Consider the following 17022-nt stretch of genomic DNA (forward strand, 5'->3'; position numbering starts at 1 on the left):
AATTATCTGTATTTAAATGGGTCTTACAGGATGTTTTTTTTATTGTTTTTTTATAATTTTGTGTAATTTTGTGATAATAGTTTATGTTTTGTTTAGTTTTTATTTGATTAAAACCACTTTCTTGTAAAAAGATTGGTTAATGTTTTAGGAGATAAAGTGACTACAAAACGTATTTTTTCGCCATATTTATCTTGAGAAATTTCCCATCCATTATTAGAATATACTGGAAAATACAATTCAAAGTAATCTGGGACAAAATTTAATCGGATACCACTGTCGTAGATAAATTTTTCAGAAAGGCCTTTGCTTTTAATAATACCTACGTCACCATAAGCTTCTATCCAATTCCAAAGAGAATAACTCGCATTTAAGGTAGTAATCCATTGGTTGGCAAATTGAGGAGTTAGTTTTGATTTAAAACCTCCTTCGGCCATTATAAATTGCTGACTGAAAACACCTGTACTTTCTGATCTGCCATAATAATTATAGTCAAATAAATAATCAGTTGGACGATCAATTCCGAAACTAAAATAATCAGAATTGGTAGTGTTATATAAAAAAGCTCCAGCATACATTCTTAGATTAATTTGTCGATTGTTTTCAAAAAGTTTTCTAAATTCTATCTCACTGACAATTTTCCCAAATTCACTTGCAAATTGTACTTCCGACATGAAATTAAAATGATTTGTAATTTCGGTTTTTGTATTAAAATAACGGGCATTAAACACCGAATAATTTGGACTGGAATTGTCTGTAATATAATTGCTTTTTTCTCGATTTACAATTACCTGACGCATCATGATAGTTTGTTTTCTGTTGTCACGAAAGTTTTCTTCTCTAATTCGTAACTGTACTGATGGGGTTAACCTTAAATAAGTTGCATCTGGAGCGTAGTGAAAATAAGACTCCGAAAAGGAATATCTTATATTATATAATGTACTATTTCTAAAATTTTGAACATAAGTGAAACCCGATGAACCCGATATAGTCTTAGCTTTTATAGAGTAAGCAGGATTAATGTCAAATGTAAATGGTTTGTCTAATATCGTTTTGTTATGAAAACGTATTCCAGGAGTAATTCCATCATAATAGTTATAGTTAAGAGTTGGAATATAGATTATCTGATTGTAATATGGATCTTCTAGGTCTTTAGCAAAATTAAATTTTATAGGACGATTAGTTGGAGAAAAACCTTTTAATGATTTCCAATTGTTTCTCAAATTGTATTCAGGAACCTCATTGTCATAATTTAAAACAATCTTATCAGCATTTTTTCTTTCTATAGTAAATGTAGTGTCAGTACTTTTAGTATCAATCCACTGTTTAAAAATTACGTCTTTTTTCTTTACCCCATATACAGGAATCGGAAGATAAGTATCCGTTTTATTTCTTATTGAGAATGTAATGCTGTCTTTTGTTTTAGAAACATTATGGAATTTATAATCTATTATTTTTCTGGAGTTTATTATAATATCAAAGAACCAATTAATATTTTTTTTCGCATTATAGCTCATTAAACTTTCAAAGTTTGTACGACTTACTTGCTCAATTTTATTAAGTTCATAAAAATCCTGAATGCTTGTCTGTACACTATTGTTACCCAAGTAATCGTCTAGGTAGCTAAGACTTAGACCAGCTCGGTATTTGCTTGCAATTTGTTCGTTAAACTTTATTAGAGTGTCTTTAGGGTCGCCCAATGGCTGGTCTAGGTTTTTACGAGCCATAAGCATATAGAAATAGCTGTATTGTTCGTTAAAACTCAAATTAGTTATTTTGTAGCTTTTTAAAATTTTCATTTTCGAAAGACTTCCCATCATTTTCTGTTCAGGGTAGTTTTCTTCAATGTATTTCATCATGACATATATTTGTATACCATCATAAATCCAGTTGTCTTTTCTTGGGTCTAAACGTAAACTATTCTTTAAGTAAGAGTTTAAATAAGTCTTTAAAAACTTAATTTCAAACATAAATGCATCGGGAAACGGATTTATAAATGAAGGCAATTGATTTAGTCCATAAAACGGATTTCTTTCATAATCTATTTGTGAAACAGTAATTTTATCATGCGAGTATTTACCAATATATGTATTTGTATAATCTACAATTTTGTTTATGGCGAGTGCTTTTTGGATTTCGTTTAAATTATTGTTCTTTAAATTTGTAGCAACCTCTAATGAACCAATTTTATAAGTTGTAAAACTATTTTTAGGCTCAATAAACATACTAAAATCGGTTCTCTTCTTACCTGAATAGTTGGTATTACTATATTTTTCGAATTGTTCTTGAGAAATCTTATTTAAGTCGGTTGTTACGGTGTAATTATTAGGAACTTTTATCTCAACTTCATAATCAGTAGCGGCATTTGCAATATCATCTAGATTATAATTGTTATATTTTATAAAACGATGATTCTCAAATCGTGCAGGGCTCAAAAACCAATTTTTCAGGTTTAAGCTACCGTTTTGAGAAAAACCATATTTAGTAAACTTATCACTTGGGATTTTAACGATATAAGTAAGGTGTAACGAAATGGTTTCGTTAGGAGCTAGTTTCTGGTTTAATTTAACAACAATAAAGTCTGGGTTTTTGGATGATCGTTCCCAGGCAAGTGCTCCATCATGAGTATCGGTCAAACTAATGATTGTTGTGTTTCCTCGTTCTTCAGGTTTTGCAAGATGAAAACCCCTGTAAAACTCATCCGAAAAACGCTTGGCAAGGGGAGTGTTTTTATCCGAATATGAATTGTTCCAATCGTTAAGAACAACAGAAATTAAAGTATCATTCGATACGTTATTAAAAGTAATTTCTTGTCTGATGTTTAATGTTTTTAACTCGAGATTTACCGCCACAGTCATTTTAGAATGATGTTGTGCGTATTGTTCTATCGAGCTAAATAAAACAAGAATACAAATAGTAAATTTAGAAAGAGACTTCAATGATTATCTTTAACGATTTAATAAAGAAATAAATATACTAATTAATTATGGAGTAATTGAGTCTAATGTATAGAAAAAAGTATAAAAAAAGCTGTTGTTACACAGCTTTTAAAATTTTAGAAATTAGGACTTAAATCATATTTTTTGTAGAATTTATCTAGTGCTTCAACTACTTCATCCTCAGAGTCAACGATTTTAAATAAGTTCAAATCGTCAGGACTTACTGTATGTTCTTTCTCAACCAATACCGTTTTTACCCATTCGATTAATCCCGACCAAAATTCGGTTCCAACCAAAATAATAGGGAACTTTCCGATTTTCTTAGTCTGAATTAAAGTGATTGCTTCAAACATTTCGTCAAGAGTTCCAAAACCACCTGGCATAACCACAAAACCTTGCGAATATTTCACAAACATTACTTTACGAACAAAAAAGTAGTCAAAATTTAAGTTTTTATCGTGGTCAATATAAGGGTTAAAATGTTGTTCAAAAGGCAATTCAATGTTCAGTCCAACCGAAGTTCCACCTCCTAAATGAGCACCTTTATTACCAGCTTCCATAATTCCAGGACCACCACCAGTAATTACACCGTAGCCAGCTTTACTGATTTTATAAGCAATTTTCTCAGCCAATAAATAATATTTACTATCTGGTTTTGTTCTTGCCGATCCAAAAATAGATACACACGGACCAATGCGTCCCATGTTTTCATATCCATTTACAAACTCAGCCATGATTTTAAAAATAGCCCAACTATCATTAGTTCTAATTTCGTTCCATGTTTTTTGTTTTAATCTATCTTGGATTACTTTATCTTCGTCATTGTCAAAATCTTCTAATCTCATTTTCTTTGTATTAATTTATTTTTAAAATTGCCACCCTGAGTCCATTCGTCTTCGCTCAGGATAAACTCAAGTCGAAGGGAGCTATTTCCTGCTACCCATTTCAAACGAAGTTCACTGAACTCCTATTATAATAAAAGTAAAGTGAAGTAATCTTTATTGTTTTAAAGAAAAACAATAAAGGATTTTCATTACTATCAGGGCTAGAGCTATATTTTTTTATAATTGTCTCTTATCTTATAAGCAGTGTGCAATATACTAAGATAATTCCTTTTTCAAAAACTGCGCTGTATAACTTTTCTTATTTTTGATTATTTCTTCGGGAGTTCCTTTTGCAATAAGCTGCCCGCCACCTTTTCCACCTTCAGGACCAATATCAATAATATAATCGGCAAGTTTTATTACATCCATATTATGCTCTATAATCAAGATCGTATTTCCTTTGTCAACTAGTTTATTAATCACATCCATAAGAACCCGGATATCTTCAAAATGTAATCCTGTTGTAGGCTCGTCAAGAATATAAAACGTATTTCCAGTATCTTTCTTAGATAATTCTCCAGCAAGTTTAATACGTTGCGCTTCACCACCAGAAAGCGTTGTGCTTTGTTGTCCAAGTGTGATATAACCCAAACCAACATCCTGAATTGTTTTTACTTTTCTATAAATTTTGGGAATCATTTCAAAAAACGGAACAGCTTCATCTACAGTCATATTCAGAACATCCGAAATAGATTTTCCTTTATAACGTATTTCAAGCGTTTCACGATTAAAACGTTTTCCTTGGCACGTTTCACATTCAACATAAACATCAGGTAAGAAATTCATTTCGATAGTTCTCACACCCGAACCTTCACAGGTTTCGCAACGACCACCTTTTACGTTAAAACTAAAACGTCCAGCTTTATATCCACGAATCATACTTTCGGAAGTCATCGTAAACAGATTTCTAATTTCAGTAAAAACCTCTGTATATGTAGCTGGATTCGAACGTGGAGTTCGCCCAATAGGGCTTTGGTCAATATCAATAACTTTATCAATATGTTCCAGACCTTCTATCTTTTTATATGGTTGTGGTTTCTTTACGCCATTAAAATAATAAGCATTCAAGATAGGATAAAGTGTTTCGTTTATCAAGGTCGATTTTCCGCTTCCAGAAACTCCCGTAACACAAATCATTTTTCCTAATGGTAATTCAATAGAAACATTTTTCAGGTTATTTCCTGTAGCACCAGTAAGTTTTAAAAACTTTCCATTTCCTTCACGACGCTTAGCAGGAATTTCGATTTTCATTTCTCCATTCATGTACTTAGCTGTTATGGTATGGTGCTGCAGAATCTCTTTTGGAGTTCCTTTGCTAATAATCTCACCACCATATTTCCCAGCTTTGGGGCCAATATCAATCACATAATCAGCACGTTCAATCATGTCTTTGTCGTGTTCTACAACAATAACCGAGTTTCCTATATCACGCAATTGCTCCAAAGAGTGAATTAGTTTTTCATTATCCCTTTGGTGTAAACCAATACTTGGCTCATCAAGAATATATAATACCCCAACTAATTGTGACCCAATTTGGGTTGCCAACCGAATACGTTGTGCTTCACCACCAGATAGCGATTTAGAACTTCGGCTTAAAGCCAAATAATTTAAACCTACATTCATTAAAAAGTTTGAGCGGTCTTTTATTTCTTTAACAACCTCAGATGCAATCAAAAGTTGTTTGTCGGATAAATGACTGTTTAGGTCCAAAAACCATGTAGTCAAATCAGATATGTCCATATCACATAATTCGGTGATATTTTTTTTATTTATTTTGAAAAATAAAGCTTCTTTCTTCAATCTGGAACCATGACATTCAGGACATTTTATTTCGTCCATAAAATCTTTCGCCCAACGTTTTATTGTAGTCGAAGCACTTTCGTCATGCTGGCTTTTGATAAAATTTGATATACCTTCAAAATCTATTTTATAATCACGAGCAACACCTAGATCTTTGGAGTTTACTGTAAATTTATCTTTTCCACCGTGCAAAATCATATTCATGGCTTCTTCAGAAATTTTCTCGATAGGGTCGGTAATTTTAAAACCAAACTTCTCTCCAATAACTTCTAATTGCTTAAAAATCCATGATGATTTATATTCACCAAGCGGTACAAATCCACCAGCTTTAATAGATAATTTAGGATTTGGAATTATTTTTTTTATGTTGATTTCATTTACAGTTCCTAATCCGTTACAATGAGAGCAAGCCCCTTTTGGTGAGTTGAAAGAAAATAAATTCGGCTCCGGATTTTGATATGATATTCCAGTAGAGGGGCACATTAAATTGCGACTAAAATAACGCACCTCGTTAGTATCTTGATCCAAAATCATTAATACATTTTCACCATGATGCATAGCAGTATTAATACTTTCAGATAATCGTTTTTGATTGTCAGGAGTGTCTTCAATAACCATTCTGTCAACAACAATCTCGATATCGTGGGTTTTATAACGATCCAGTTTCATACCCGTAACTAAATCCTGAACTTCGCCATTAACACGAACTTTTATAAATCCTTGCTTGGTTATTTGCTGAAAAAGTTCAGCATAATGTCCTTTACGCGCTTTAATTACAGGAGCAAGAATATTAATACGTTTACCGTTAAAATCATGAATAATCAAATCTTTAATTTGCTCATCGCTATAACTCACCATTTTTTCGCCCGTATTATAACTATAGGCATCAGCGCCTCTCGCATATAATAAACGGAGGAAATCATATATTTCGGTAATAGTACCTACGGTAGAACGCGGACTTTTACTAGTTGTTTTTTGTTCAATAGCGATTACAGGCGAAAGCCCGTCGATTTTATCAACATCAGGACGTTCCAAGCCACCTAAAAACTGTCTGGCATAGGCCGAAAAAGTTTCTACATAACGACGTTGTCCTTCAGCATAGATAGTATCAAATGCCAAAGAGGATTTCCCCGAACCTGATAAACCAGTAATTACGACCAGTTTTTCACGAGGAATAGAGATATCAATGTTTTTTAGGTTGTGAACTCTTGCGCCAAGAACTTCAATAGTATTATTTGTATCCGACATAATTTTGCAAAAAAGCAAAGTTACCATTTTGATTTGTTCTTTTGATATAACAGTCTAGAAGTTTGTGTTAAAATAGTGTATTGATTTAACACAGATTGAATAGATTCGCTATTGCAAAAAACGTTGAGCGATACTGATTTAATATACGTTGTGCTAATATAGTACGCTGATCAAATGGATTTACTTAGTAAAGACGCTGATAAATGAGCATGGATTTAAAATTTAGTAAAAAAACATTTTATCTGCGTTACATTATGCGAACAGATAAAAAAAACGCTAGCTTTATTAGTTAGCGTTTTCTTTTTCGGGTTAAAATATAATCATCGATAGCTTCTTTGGTAGTGTACCAATTTCTGCCTTCTTTATAGGCGTCTATTTTTCCTGTTCTAGCCAATAAACTTACATATTCCTGACCATAAGAAACACTCGGTTCACTCACGATATTAGAAATTGTTTTGTATTCGGTTTCATTACCAGGCATTGCATTTAGGTAAATAGTAAGTGTTCTTTCTAGTGCTTGGCACATCAAAAGAATTAGTTTTTGATAATTACCATTATTAGCCTGATTGAGCGCTTCGTAATATTTTTTTCTATCATTTTTTAGAATAATAGCAGGAGGAAAACCACAGCGCATCAATAGTAAATTCATACTCAAACGAACAGTACGACCATTACCATCAAAAAAGGGATGTATCCAGACAAATTTATGATGGAAAATTGCCGCCAACTCAATATCATTTAAATCTAATGGATTTGTATTAACGAAATCAATTAATTCATCTAGATAATCAGAAACTTTATTAGCATTTGGTGGCATAAAATTAGCTCCCGAAATACGAACTCCACCATTACGGATGCGTCCTGCAAAATCATCTTCGATAGACCGTAAGACTAATCCATGAAGTGAAAGAATATCAATACTTCGTAGTTTATAATCATCGCTTACAATCGAATATAAATAATCAATGGCTTTATCGTGGTTATGAGTTTCAAAATGTTCTCGAAGCGACTTTCCTTTTATGGTTATCCCTTCTTGAATTACCATTTGAGTTTCTCGTAAACTCATGGTATTACCTTCAATACTATTAGAGTTGTATGTCCATTCTATCGATAAGCTCTCGCGAATTTTATGCAAAGCAATGTTAGGCAATGGTCTGCTGGCTTGCAAATCTTGTCTTTTCTGGTAGAGTCTTTCAAATGTTGATTGAAATTCTGTTCTATATGTTAAGTCTATGTTCCACATAATACCACAAAGATATGTCTTAATATCGGATAATTCCAACTTTAACTCTATCCGATGTTAGTTTATTCTATGGTCATAGATTTTAACTTGGTTCTATAGGCTTCTAGGGCTATAGATTTGGAAATGAATCCGTAATATTTTCCGTTTTTTATTACTGGCAAAAATGCTGCTTTAGATGCTTCAAATTTATTCATGACAGTTTCCATGCTGTCTATTGAGGAAATAGTTGCAGGAGGAGTTTTCATTATATCTTTTATCAAGGTATATTTTACTCTGTAAACATTAAATATAATCTCTCGAATGTCATTAAAATGTACTATTCCTACTAGTTCTGAATCTAAATTTATTACTGCAAAAACAACTTGATTAGAGTGTGAAATATAATCAACTAATTTACTAAGATGTTCATCTGGAGAAACCGTTAGATAATCGGTTTGAATGATAGAATCAATTTCTAGAGTCGATAAAATATTTGAATCTTTATTGCTTGTAAATGCATGTCCTTTTTGTGCCAATCCTTTTACATCAAGAGAATACTTTTCGAAACGTTTAGAAATAGCAAAACTAATTGAAGAAACAATCATAAGTGGAATCATTAGGCTATAACCACCAGTAATTTCGGCAATAAGGAAAATAGCAGTAAGAGGAGCATGAAATAATCCACTTAAAATACCAGCCATTCCTACCATGGTAAAATTACTAATTGGCAATTGCGTAAGACCTGTAAGGCTAATCAATTTAGAAAAGAAATAACCTATATAAGAACCTAAAAATAGAGAAGGAGCAAAGTTACCACCATTACCTCCGCTACCAATTGTTAAACCAGAAGCAAAAACTTTTACCATCATAGTGCATCCAACAAAAAGTAATAAAACCCACTGATTGTTTCTGAAGCTTTCAAATAAGGTATTGTCCAATAATTTCCCAGGATCACTTTCGGATAACGTTTTTATGCTTTCATATCCCTCGCCAAAAAGAGTTGGAAATATGAATATAAGAATTGCTAACATCGAAGATCCAAATAGTGCTTTTTTATAAGCGTTCATTTTTAATTTAGAAAAATAATGTTCTACTCTTTGGAAGTTTCGGGAATAATATACCGCTGTAAAGCCAGTTAAGACTCCTAGAAGTACATAGAAAGGGATGTTGTGATAATCAAATGTTTGTTGTTGTTTAAAGTTCAATAAGATGCTCTCGTCTAAAACAATTGCTGAAACCAAAGCGCCAGTAGCAGCTGAAATCATAATTGGAGTAAATGCCGAAATACTTACATCAACTAATAAAACTTCGATAGCAAAAAGGACACCAGCAATAGGAGCGTTAAATGCAGCTGCAATACCAGCAGCAACACCGCAACCTATAAGTAATGTTCGGTCTTTATAAGGCAATTTGTAATTTTGGGCATAATTAGAGCCAAAAGCAGCTCCAGTAACGACAATTGGACTTTCTAAACCTGCAGAACCACCAAGACCCACAGTAAGGGAGCTAGTGATAATTTGCGCATACATTTGCTTTTTCGGTATAATACTAGCCTTCTTTGCAACAGTATATAAAATCTGTGAAGTACCTTTTTCAATAGTTCCACCTAAAACTCTTTTTACAACAAAAACGGTAAGTAAGATACCAATGATAGGTAGGATACTATTAATGAAACTTAGTTTTAAAATTCCATTAATGTAAGTGGCAAACGAAAATACACTATGCGCAAAAGTTTTTAAGACAATTACAGCAAAGGCACAGGAAATACCAACCAAAACACTAGACATGAATATAAATTGCTTTTGCGTCAATATGGATTGCAGCAAAGCAATAATTGATTCGAATCTCCTGAAGTATTTTTTTAACATTATGGTTTGAAAAAGTTATATGATAGTGCAAATTTAGCCTTTAGAACCCAAATTAAACAATTTTAAAGCTGTTAATCTCTTTAAAGAAATTAACAGCTTTAAAAAATAGTATTCTAAATGTTATTCAATTAAAATCCAACAGCTGCATCATCTCCGCGATAATCAGCACCACCTTCTAGTTTTTTGTTCGGTAAAACTAAAATGGCATCTACTTTACCTATTACTGGAGGATTTTTTTCGTTGATGATATAATCTTTAGATTTTAAATAATCAAGTGTTTTTGTGTCAAATGCATTAGGTTCAAAAATCACATTGTCAGGTAGCCATTGGTGATGAAAACGGGGAGCATTTACAGCTTCTTGCATACTAAAATTGTATTCGTATACATTTAAAATAGTTTGTAAAACCGATGTAATAATTGTAGATCCACCGGGAGTTCCCACAACCATATATAGGCTGCCATTTTTTTCAACAATTGTAGGAGTCATAGAACTTAACATTCTTTTTTTAGGAGCAATACTATTAGCTTCGTTTCCAACAAGTCCAAACATATTTGGCTCACCAGGTTTTACACTAAAATCGTCCATCTCATTGTTTAGGAAAAAACCTAATTCGTCACAATAATATTTAGAACCGTATGCATCGTTAATTGTTGTTGTGGCTGCAACAGCATTCCCGAATTGATCTACGATAGAATAATGTGTTGTCTCAGTACTCTCGCTATATTTTATTTCTCCATGTTTTACATCCGATGATAGAGTGGCTTTGTCAAAACTAAAAGAAGACATTCTTTGTTTTAAATACTCATCAGAAAGTAATCCTTTTAATGGAATTTTTACAAAATCAGGATCGCCTAAAAAGTAACTTCTATCAGCATAAGCTCTTCTTTCAGCTTCTACAATAACCTGAATAGCCTCAGCTGAATTATGTCCCATTTTTTCTAAATCATAAGGCTCAATCATTTTTAAAATTTGTGCTAAACAAATTCCGCCACTACTAGGTGGAGACATCGAAGTTATTTTTAAATCTTTGTAGTTAAAAGTCAATGGGTTTCTCCATTTTGCCTCGTATGACGCTAAATCTTTCATGGTGATAATACCACCTTTTTTATTAAGATAATCAACTAATATTTTGGCAGTTTTACCTTTGTAAAATTCATCACGACCATTTTTCTGAATTCTTTTTAAAGTTTCAGCAAGAGCAGTATATTTAATAGTATCATTTTCTTTATATATGGTAGCCAGCAAAGTGTTTTTGCCGTTTCTTTCTATAATTACATCACGATATTCGTTTAATCGATTCTCTTGTTTTTTAGTTACAATTACGCCTCTTTCAGCCAGAGCAATAACAGGTTCTAAAATTGTAGACATTGGCAAAGAACCAAATTTTTTGTGTACTGCAAAAACTCCGGCAACAGTTCCGGGTATTCCAATAGCTAGTGCAGTTTCGGTGCTTTTTCCTTTAATAACGTTCCCGTTTTTATCAAGAAACATATCTTTAGTAGCTGCCAGGGGAGCTCTTTCTCTGTAATCAAGAGAACCAACTTCTCCATTTGCTTTTCGATATACCATAAAGCCACCGCCACCTATATTTCCTGCATAAGGAAAAGCTACTGCCAAAGCCAATTCGGTTGCAACCATGGCATCAAATGCATTTCCTCCTTTTTTCATGATATCGGCACCAATTTTCGAAGCTTCTTCACGTGCCGAAACAACCATTGCTTTGTTTGTAACTAATCCTGTTGGTTGATTAGTCGTGTTTTGGGCAAAAGAGGTAAGCGAGATAAAATAGCATAAAAAGGTAATCTTCTTCATAATGAAAGTAATTTGTGATTAACGTGTTGTTTTAAATCTTCAAAAAATTCGGTAAATTCAGCCTCAAATTCAGTGTAGAATTCTTTTAATTCCGCTGTAGCGAATTGCATTTTTGAAGTGTTTTTTGTTCTGCGATCCATCTGAGTCAGGATATGATTAATCCCCTCGATGGTTTGGTAGCTTACCAGCCAGTTTTCATGAAACATAATAGGCATTATACGTTGTGTTTTTTCGCTTAAAATACTATGATTTTCAGTCAAAGAATTATAAAATCGATCAACAAAATCATTGAGATTTTCATCTGAATAAGTTTTCCAGTTTTTGGCTAAAAAATGATCGTAAAATATATCAATAATAACACCAGCATAATGATGGTATTTTTTATGAAGTTTTTTGGTACTTTTTCTAAACACAGGATGAGCATCGGTATAAGTATCTATGGCGCGATGTAAAATGATCCCTTTTTGAACTTCGGTAGGAAAATTTTCAAATTGTTTTCCTCGAATTCCATCGGCCATGAAATTGCCAATTTTGATTAAATCATTATCGCCAGAAAGATATATATGAGCTAGGAAATTCATTTTTTTGGAGTTACTAACGTTCTAAAAAGTTAAGGCGTTAAGTTTACTCTTGTAAATGTAATAAAAACTTTTGAACTCATTTGCTTAAAAATAGAGCGGTTTAGATACTTTTTCAAAATCTTGGCTTCTTATTCTCTTAGTTACTCCACAACTTTTTTATATTTGTAGCAATAACCATAACTCATTAAAATGACTTTAATAAAATCGATATCAGGGATAAGAGGAACAATTGGTGGTAAAGTAGGGGACAATCTAACCCCAGTTGATGCAGTGAAATTTGCTTCGGCTTATGGAACATTCCTTAAAAACAATATTAAAAAAGAAAAACTAACGGTTGTAATTGGGCGTGACGCGAGAATTTCGGGTCCTATGATTCATAACTTGGTTGTAAATACATTAATTGGTTTAGGGATAAATGTTATAGATTTAGGACTCTCAACAACGCCAACTGTAGAAGTTGCTGTTCCTTTAGAAAAAGCAGATGGAGGAATAATACTTACAGCATCTCATAATCCAAAACAGTGGAATGCATTAAAATTATTGAATGAAAAGGGAGAATTCCTTAATGGAGCAGAAGGTGCAAAAATTTTAGAAATTGCAGAAGCTGAGGCTTTCGATTTTTCGGATGTAGATAGTTTAGGAGAAATCACGATTAATGATGCTTATATGGATATTCATATCGATGAAGTTTTAAATTTACCTTTGGTAGATGTTGAAGCGGTAAAAGCAGCAAAATTTAAGGTTGTTGTAGATGGAGTGAATTCTTCGGGAGGAATAATTATTCCAAAATTATTAGAATTAATGGGAGTTGAAGTAGTAAAATTATACTGCGAACCAAATGGACATTTCCCTCATAATCCAGAACCATTAAAAGAGCATCTTACAGATATCTCTGAATTAGTGGTGAAAGAAAAAGCGCATTTAGGAGTAGTAGTAGATCCAGATGTAGATCGTTTGGCTTTTATTTGTGAAGACGGAGAAATGTTTGGTGAAGAATATACATTGGTTGCTTGTGCTGATTATGTTTTAAGTAAAACGCCAGGAAACACAGTTTCGAATATGTCATCATCTCGTGCCTTAAGAGATGTTACCGTTTCTCATGGTGGAAAATACGAAGCCAGTGCAGTAGGAGAAGTGAATGTAGTAGAGTTGATGAAAAAAAATAATGCTATTATTGGAGGTGAAGGAAATGGAGGGATTATTTATCCAGAATCTCATTACGGGCGTGATAGCTTGGTAGGGGTTGCGTTATTCTTAACGCATTTAGCAAATAAAAAAATGACAGTTTCGGCTTTGCGTGCTTCATATCCAGAATATTATATGAGCAAAAACAAAATCGAATTAACGCCTCAAATTGATGTTGACGCGATTTTGATTGCAATGACAGAGAAATATAAAAATGAAGATATCACAACCATAGACGGAGTGAAAATTGATTTTGCTACAGAGTGGGTTCATTTAAGAAAATCGAATACAGAACCAATTATCCGTATTTATACCGAAGCACCTTCTCAAGAAAAAGCAGATGTTCTTGCTTTGAGAATTATAGATGAAATAAAAGCAATCGCAGGAATTTAATTTTATGCGATAAAATTGAATGAAAAATGCCCGAAATTATTTCCGGGCATTTTTGTTTTAATGTAATTATCTTCTATGTTTCCATCTTTTATGCGTCCATAAATAATACTCAGGAGCTTCCAGGATTTGTTTTTCAACTTCTCGCAGGTAAGTATGAGTAATTTCAAAACCATCAGCTTTTTTAGGCGTATCACAAATAGGAATAAAAGTAGCTTCGTAATACCCGCGTTTTACTTTTTTTACTTTCACAAATAAAACACTCAAATTGTATTTTCTAGCAAGCATTTCTGCACCAGTATGAACAGGAACTTCAATTCCCATAAACGAATCCCAGTGAAAAGCTCTGTCAAGTTTAGGTGATTGGTCACTAGCTAAGCCATACATACTCAAAATACCGTCTCTTTGATTCTGTGCCATGAGTGGAATTATTTTTTTAGTTTCGACTAATTCAGCATCATATTTAGAACGAATTTTTCGAACTAATTTGTCAAAATAAGGATTTACAATTTTTTTATAAACTCCAATACCTCTAAAATCAGTTTGAGCATTTAAAGTTAGTAGCCATTCCCAGCTTGCATAATGAGATGCAAATAAAACAACACTCTTCCCCTTTTTTTCATATTCTTTTACAAGGTCTACATTAGTAAGAACAAAACGTTTACGCATTTCTTCTGGAGAAATAGTCATGGTTTTTATCATTTCCAAGAACATGTCGCACATGTGCTGGTAAAACTTTTTTTCGATTGTTTTTCTTTCCTTGTCAGTAAGGTGAGGTAAAGCAAGTGCTAGATTTTCTTTAACCGTTTTTCTACGATATCTAACTAAGTAGTAAATGATAAAATAAACAACATCAGAAAATAAATAAAAAATTGGGAATGGAAGTATAGATATAATCCAAAGTAATGGATATGCCAGTATATAAACGAGGAATTGCATGCGGTTTTATTTTTCTACAAATATAACTCAAAAATGAATAACGTATATATTTTAATCAGTAACTGTCGTGTCTATGAGAATTACTATATTTACAATCCATAATAAATATAGGATATGAATACCATTTTGATAGGAATAATTGTTGCCAATGTTTTAGTTAGTTATAAGGGATTTAATGACCTTTCTTTTTTTAGAAAATATGAATTTCATGTTGGAAGTATTCGTTCTGGAGAACAAATAAGAATGTTAACTTCTGGTTTCTTGCATGTTGATATGATGCATTTGCTTTTTAATATGCTAACACTTTGGTTTTTTGCACCAGTAGTAATTAATTATTTAGGAAACTTTTCGTTTGTATTAATTTATATTGGGAGTTTAGTTTTTGGAAGTTTGCTCACGATGGTATTTCATAAAAATGATTATAGTTATCGTGCTGTAGGTGCATCAGGAGCTGTTACGGGAGTTTTGTATTCGGCAATATTGTTGCAACCTAATATGATGTTGGGGGTGTTTTTTGTAATTCCGATGCCGGCATATCTTTTTGGGATTCTGTATTTGTTGTATTCTATATACGGAATGAGAGCGAAAAATGATAATATTGGACATACGGCACATTTTGGAGGGGCCATAGGAGGTTATATGATTACTTTGATAAAAGAGCCAACATTAGTTTTTGATCATTCATTGATGGTTATTCTGTTAGCTATTCCAATCGTTATACTTTTTATAATGGCAAAGCTAGGAAAGTTATAATGGCACAACTTTTGAAAAGAACTAATAAGAAACAATTAAACAATATAAATATGAAAAAAGCAGCTTTATTTTTAACCCTTATTTTTATGACTATGTCTTACGCTCAAGAAACTAAACAAATCCCTCAAATTAGTGTGTCTGGTGAAGGGAAAGTAAAAGTTGCTCCAGATCAGGCGACAATTTTAGCAACCATCGAAACCAAAGGAAGCAATGCTAAAGATGTTAAAAAGCAAAACGACCAGAAGATGGATGCTGTTTTAAAATTTATTAAAAAAATGAATATCCCAACTGCAGATTTTAAAACAAAACAAGTTGCGTTAAACCCACAATATGATTATGAAAAAAAGAAACATAATTATAATGCTACACAAACAGTTGAAATCTTATTGAAAGATTTAACTAAATATGATGAATTAATGGAAGGTTTGGTAGATCAGGGAATCAATCGTATTGACAATGTAGCATTTGAGTCTTCTAAATTGGCGCAACATGAGTCAGAAGCTAGAAAATTAGCTATAAAAGACGCAAAATCTAAAGCAGAGGATTATGTTTCTGTGTTAGGACAAAAAGTAGGTAAAGCAATTGTTATTTCAGATAACTCTCAAGGATACCGTCCGCAACCAATCTATGCAGCTATGAAATCTATGGCTATGGATAGTGCTGGTGCAGCTTCGAATGAAACGCTTGCAGTAGGAGAAATTGAAATTGTATCAAACGTAAGTGTGAGTTTTGTTTTAGAATAATAAAAAACACCATATATAGTAAACCCTGTCATTTTATAAAATGACGGGGTTTTTTATTAAACGATTTCCTCTTCTATAACTGAATCTAAATTTGTAAATAGAATTATTGTCTTTCAAGTATAAAAGAAGCTTTCAGAAGTGTCAGGTTATTTTCTTTTTTGTATATATAAAAGCAATATCGTACTTACATATAGGAGTAGGTATATATAAGTTTCAGGAATAGTTCAAGCTATTCATTAGCAGTTACTATATAGTAGCTGCTTTTTTATGTCCTTATATATAGGTGTAATGTTTGATATGCTATATTAGGAGGAGTTTTTATAGGAGTTATTACCTGCTATCCGCTCCAATCTTGCCCTTTTTAAAAGAAAAAGGGCAAGGATTTTCGTTTCTCCCGATAGCTATCGGGACAGGGCTAGGGATTTTTAAATCTGCTCAATTGGCTAAATCTGCGAGAAACAAAAATGCGCGAAACCCAAAGAAAACAAGGGGAGAAGATGTTGTGCTACAGAAATTACCTATAAAATATAAAAAGGAATAAGTTGTAAATGCGTTGTTATCAACCTGTTAGTAAAAGATTAAGAAATAAACTTAAAAATGGGCTTAAAAAGCCTTGTTTATCTATAAAAAGGTGTTAGTTTTGCACCCGCAAGAAACAA

Annotated in this window: 11 protein-coding genes; 3 read left to right on the top strand and 8 right to left on the bottom strand. The window is 32.6% G+C overall.

Translation table 11 applies throughout. The features are described from left to right. Positions 1-107 precede the first annotated feature (107 nt). From IUY40_RS18130 to IUY40_RS18160, 7 genes are all read right to left on the bottom strand, one after another. Positions 108-2855 (bottom strand): aminopeptidase, encoded by a 2748-nt coding sequence (locus tag IUY40_RS18130; protein WP_195738285.1) that lies wholly within the window; start codon positions 2853-2855, stop codon positions 108-110. A gap of 197 nt (positions 2856-3052) precedes the next feature. Next, complete coding sequence (locus tag IUY40_RS18135) at positions 3053-3781, bottom strand: TIGR00730 family Rossman fold protein (protein ID WP_195738271.1); 729 nt, start codon at positions 3779-3781, stop codon at positions 3053-3055. 255 nt (positions 3782-4036) lie between these two features. After that, positions 4037-6868 (bottom strand): excinuclease ABC subunit UvrA, encoded by a 2832-nt coding sequence (gene uvrA, locus IUY40_RS18140; protein WP_195738272.1) that lies wholly within the window; start codon positions 6866-6868, stop codon positions 4037-4039. Between the two features lie 289 nt (positions 6869-7157). After that, positions 7158-8111, bottom strand: a complete 954-nt coding sequence (locus IUY40_RS18145; RefSeq protein ID WP_195738273.1) for a Fic family protein — start codon at positions 8109-8111, stop codon at positions 7158-7160. A gap of 62 nt (positions 8112-8173) precedes the next feature. Continuing rightward, the gene (locus tag IUY40_RS18150; protein ID WP_195738274.1) at positions 8174-9958 is read right to left on the bottom strand and encodes a chloride channel protein; all 1785 of its coding nucleotides are present in this window, start codon (positions 9956-9958) and stop codon (positions 8174-8176) included. Positions 9959-10086: 128 nt separating this feature from the next. Beyond that, the gene (ggt, locus tag IUY40_RS18155) at positions 10087-11772 is read right to left on the bottom strand and encodes a gamma-glutamyltransferase (protein ID WP_195738275.1); all 1686 of its coding nucleotides are present in this window, start codon (positions 11770-11772) and stop codon (positions 10087-10089) included. After that, positions 11769-12353 carry an ACP phosphodiesterase gene (locus IUY40_RS18160; RefSeq protein WP_195738276.1) on the bottom strand — a complete coding sequence of 195 codons (585 nt, stop codon included), beginning with the start codon at positions 12351-12353 and terminating at the stop codon, positions 11769-11771. The genes ggt and IUY40_RS18160 overlap by 4 nt, the downstream gene beginning before the upstream one ends. Positions 12354-12542: 189 nt before the next feature. On the opposite strand from IUY40_RS18160, the gene glmM reads away from it, so the two are divergent. Continuing rightward, the gene (gene glmM, locus IUY40_RS18165; protein ID WP_195738277.1) at positions 12543-13931 is read left to right on the top strand and encodes a phosphoglucosamine mutase; all 1389 of its coding nucleotides are present in this window, start codon (positions 12543-12545) and stop codon (positions 13929-13931) included. A 66-nt stretch (positions 13932-13997) separates the two neighbouring features. Here the strand turns inward: glmM and IUY40_RS18170 are convergent, their stop codons facing one another. Further along, positions 13998-14867, bottom strand: coding sequence for a lysophospholipid acyltransferase family protein (locus IUY40_RS18170; RefSeq protein WP_195738278.1), 870 nt, complete (start codon positions 14865-14867; stop codon positions 13998-14000). 114 nt (positions 14868-14981) lie between these two features. On the opposite strand from IUY40_RS18170, the gene IUY40_RS18175 reads away from it, so the two are divergent. Both IUY40_RS18175 and IUY40_RS18180 read left to right on the top strand, forming a co-directional pair. Next, a complete protein-coding gene (locus IUY40_RS18175; RefSeq protein ID WP_195738279.1) occupies positions 14982-15620 on the top strand; it encodes a rhomboid family intramembrane serine protease in 639 nt (212 codons plus the stop codon). A gap of 50 nt (positions 15621-15670) precedes the next feature. Beyond that, a complete protein-coding gene (locus IUY40_RS18180) occupies positions 15671-16363 on the top strand; it encodes an SIMPL domain-containing protein (protein WP_195738280.1) in 693 nt (230 codons plus the stop codon). Positions 16364-17022 lie beyond the last annotated feature (659 nt).

Origin of the sequence: Flavobacterium sp. ALJ2, from assembly GCF_015594725.1 — a bacterium.
Taxonomy (GTDB): Bacteria; Bacteroidota; Bacteroidia; order Flavobacteriales; family Flavobacteriaceae; genus Flavobacterium.

Coding starts and splice junctions, on each gene's coding strand:
- IUY40_RS18130 (WP_195738285.1), bottom strand. CDS start 2,855: ATGACTGTGGCGGTAAATCTCGAGTTAAAAACATTAAACATCAGACAA.
- IUY40_RS18135 (WP_195738271.1), bottom strand. CDS start 3,781: ATGAGATTAGAAGATTTTGACAATGACGAAGATAAAGTAATCCAAGAT.
- uvrA (WP_195738272.1), bottom strand. CDS start 6,868: ATGTCGGATACAAATAATACTATTGAAGTTCTTGGCGCAAGAGTTCAC.
- IUY40_RS18145 (WP_195738273.1), bottom strand. CDS start 8,111: ATGTGGAACATAGACTTAACATATAGAACAGAATTTCAATCAACATTT.
- IUY40_RS18150 (WP_195738274.1), bottom strand. CDS start 9,958: ATGTTAAAAAAATACTTCAGGAGATTCGAATCAATTATTGCTTTGCTG.
- ggt (WP_195738275.1), bottom strand. CDS start 11,772: ATGAAGAAGATTACCTTTTTATGCTATTTTATCTCGCTTACCTCTTTT.
- IUY40_RS18160 (WP_195738276.1), bottom strand. CDS start 12,353: ATGAATTTCCTAGCTCATATATATCTTTCTGGCGATAATGATTTAATC.
- glmM (WP_195738277.1), top strand. CDS start 12,543: ATGACTTTAATAAAATCGATATCAGGGATAAGAGGAACAATTGGTGGT.
- IUY40_RS18170 (WP_195738278.1), bottom strand. CDS start 14,867: ATGCAATTCCTCGTTTATATACTGGCATATCCATTACTTTGGATTATA.
- IUY40_RS18175 (WP_195738279.1), top strand. CDS start 14,982: ATGAATACCATTTTGATAGGAATAATTGTTGCCAATGTTTTAGTTAGT.
- IUY40_RS18180 (WP_195738280.1), top strand. CDS start 15,671: ATGAAAAAAGCAGCTTTATTTTTAACCCTTATTTTTATGACTATGTCT.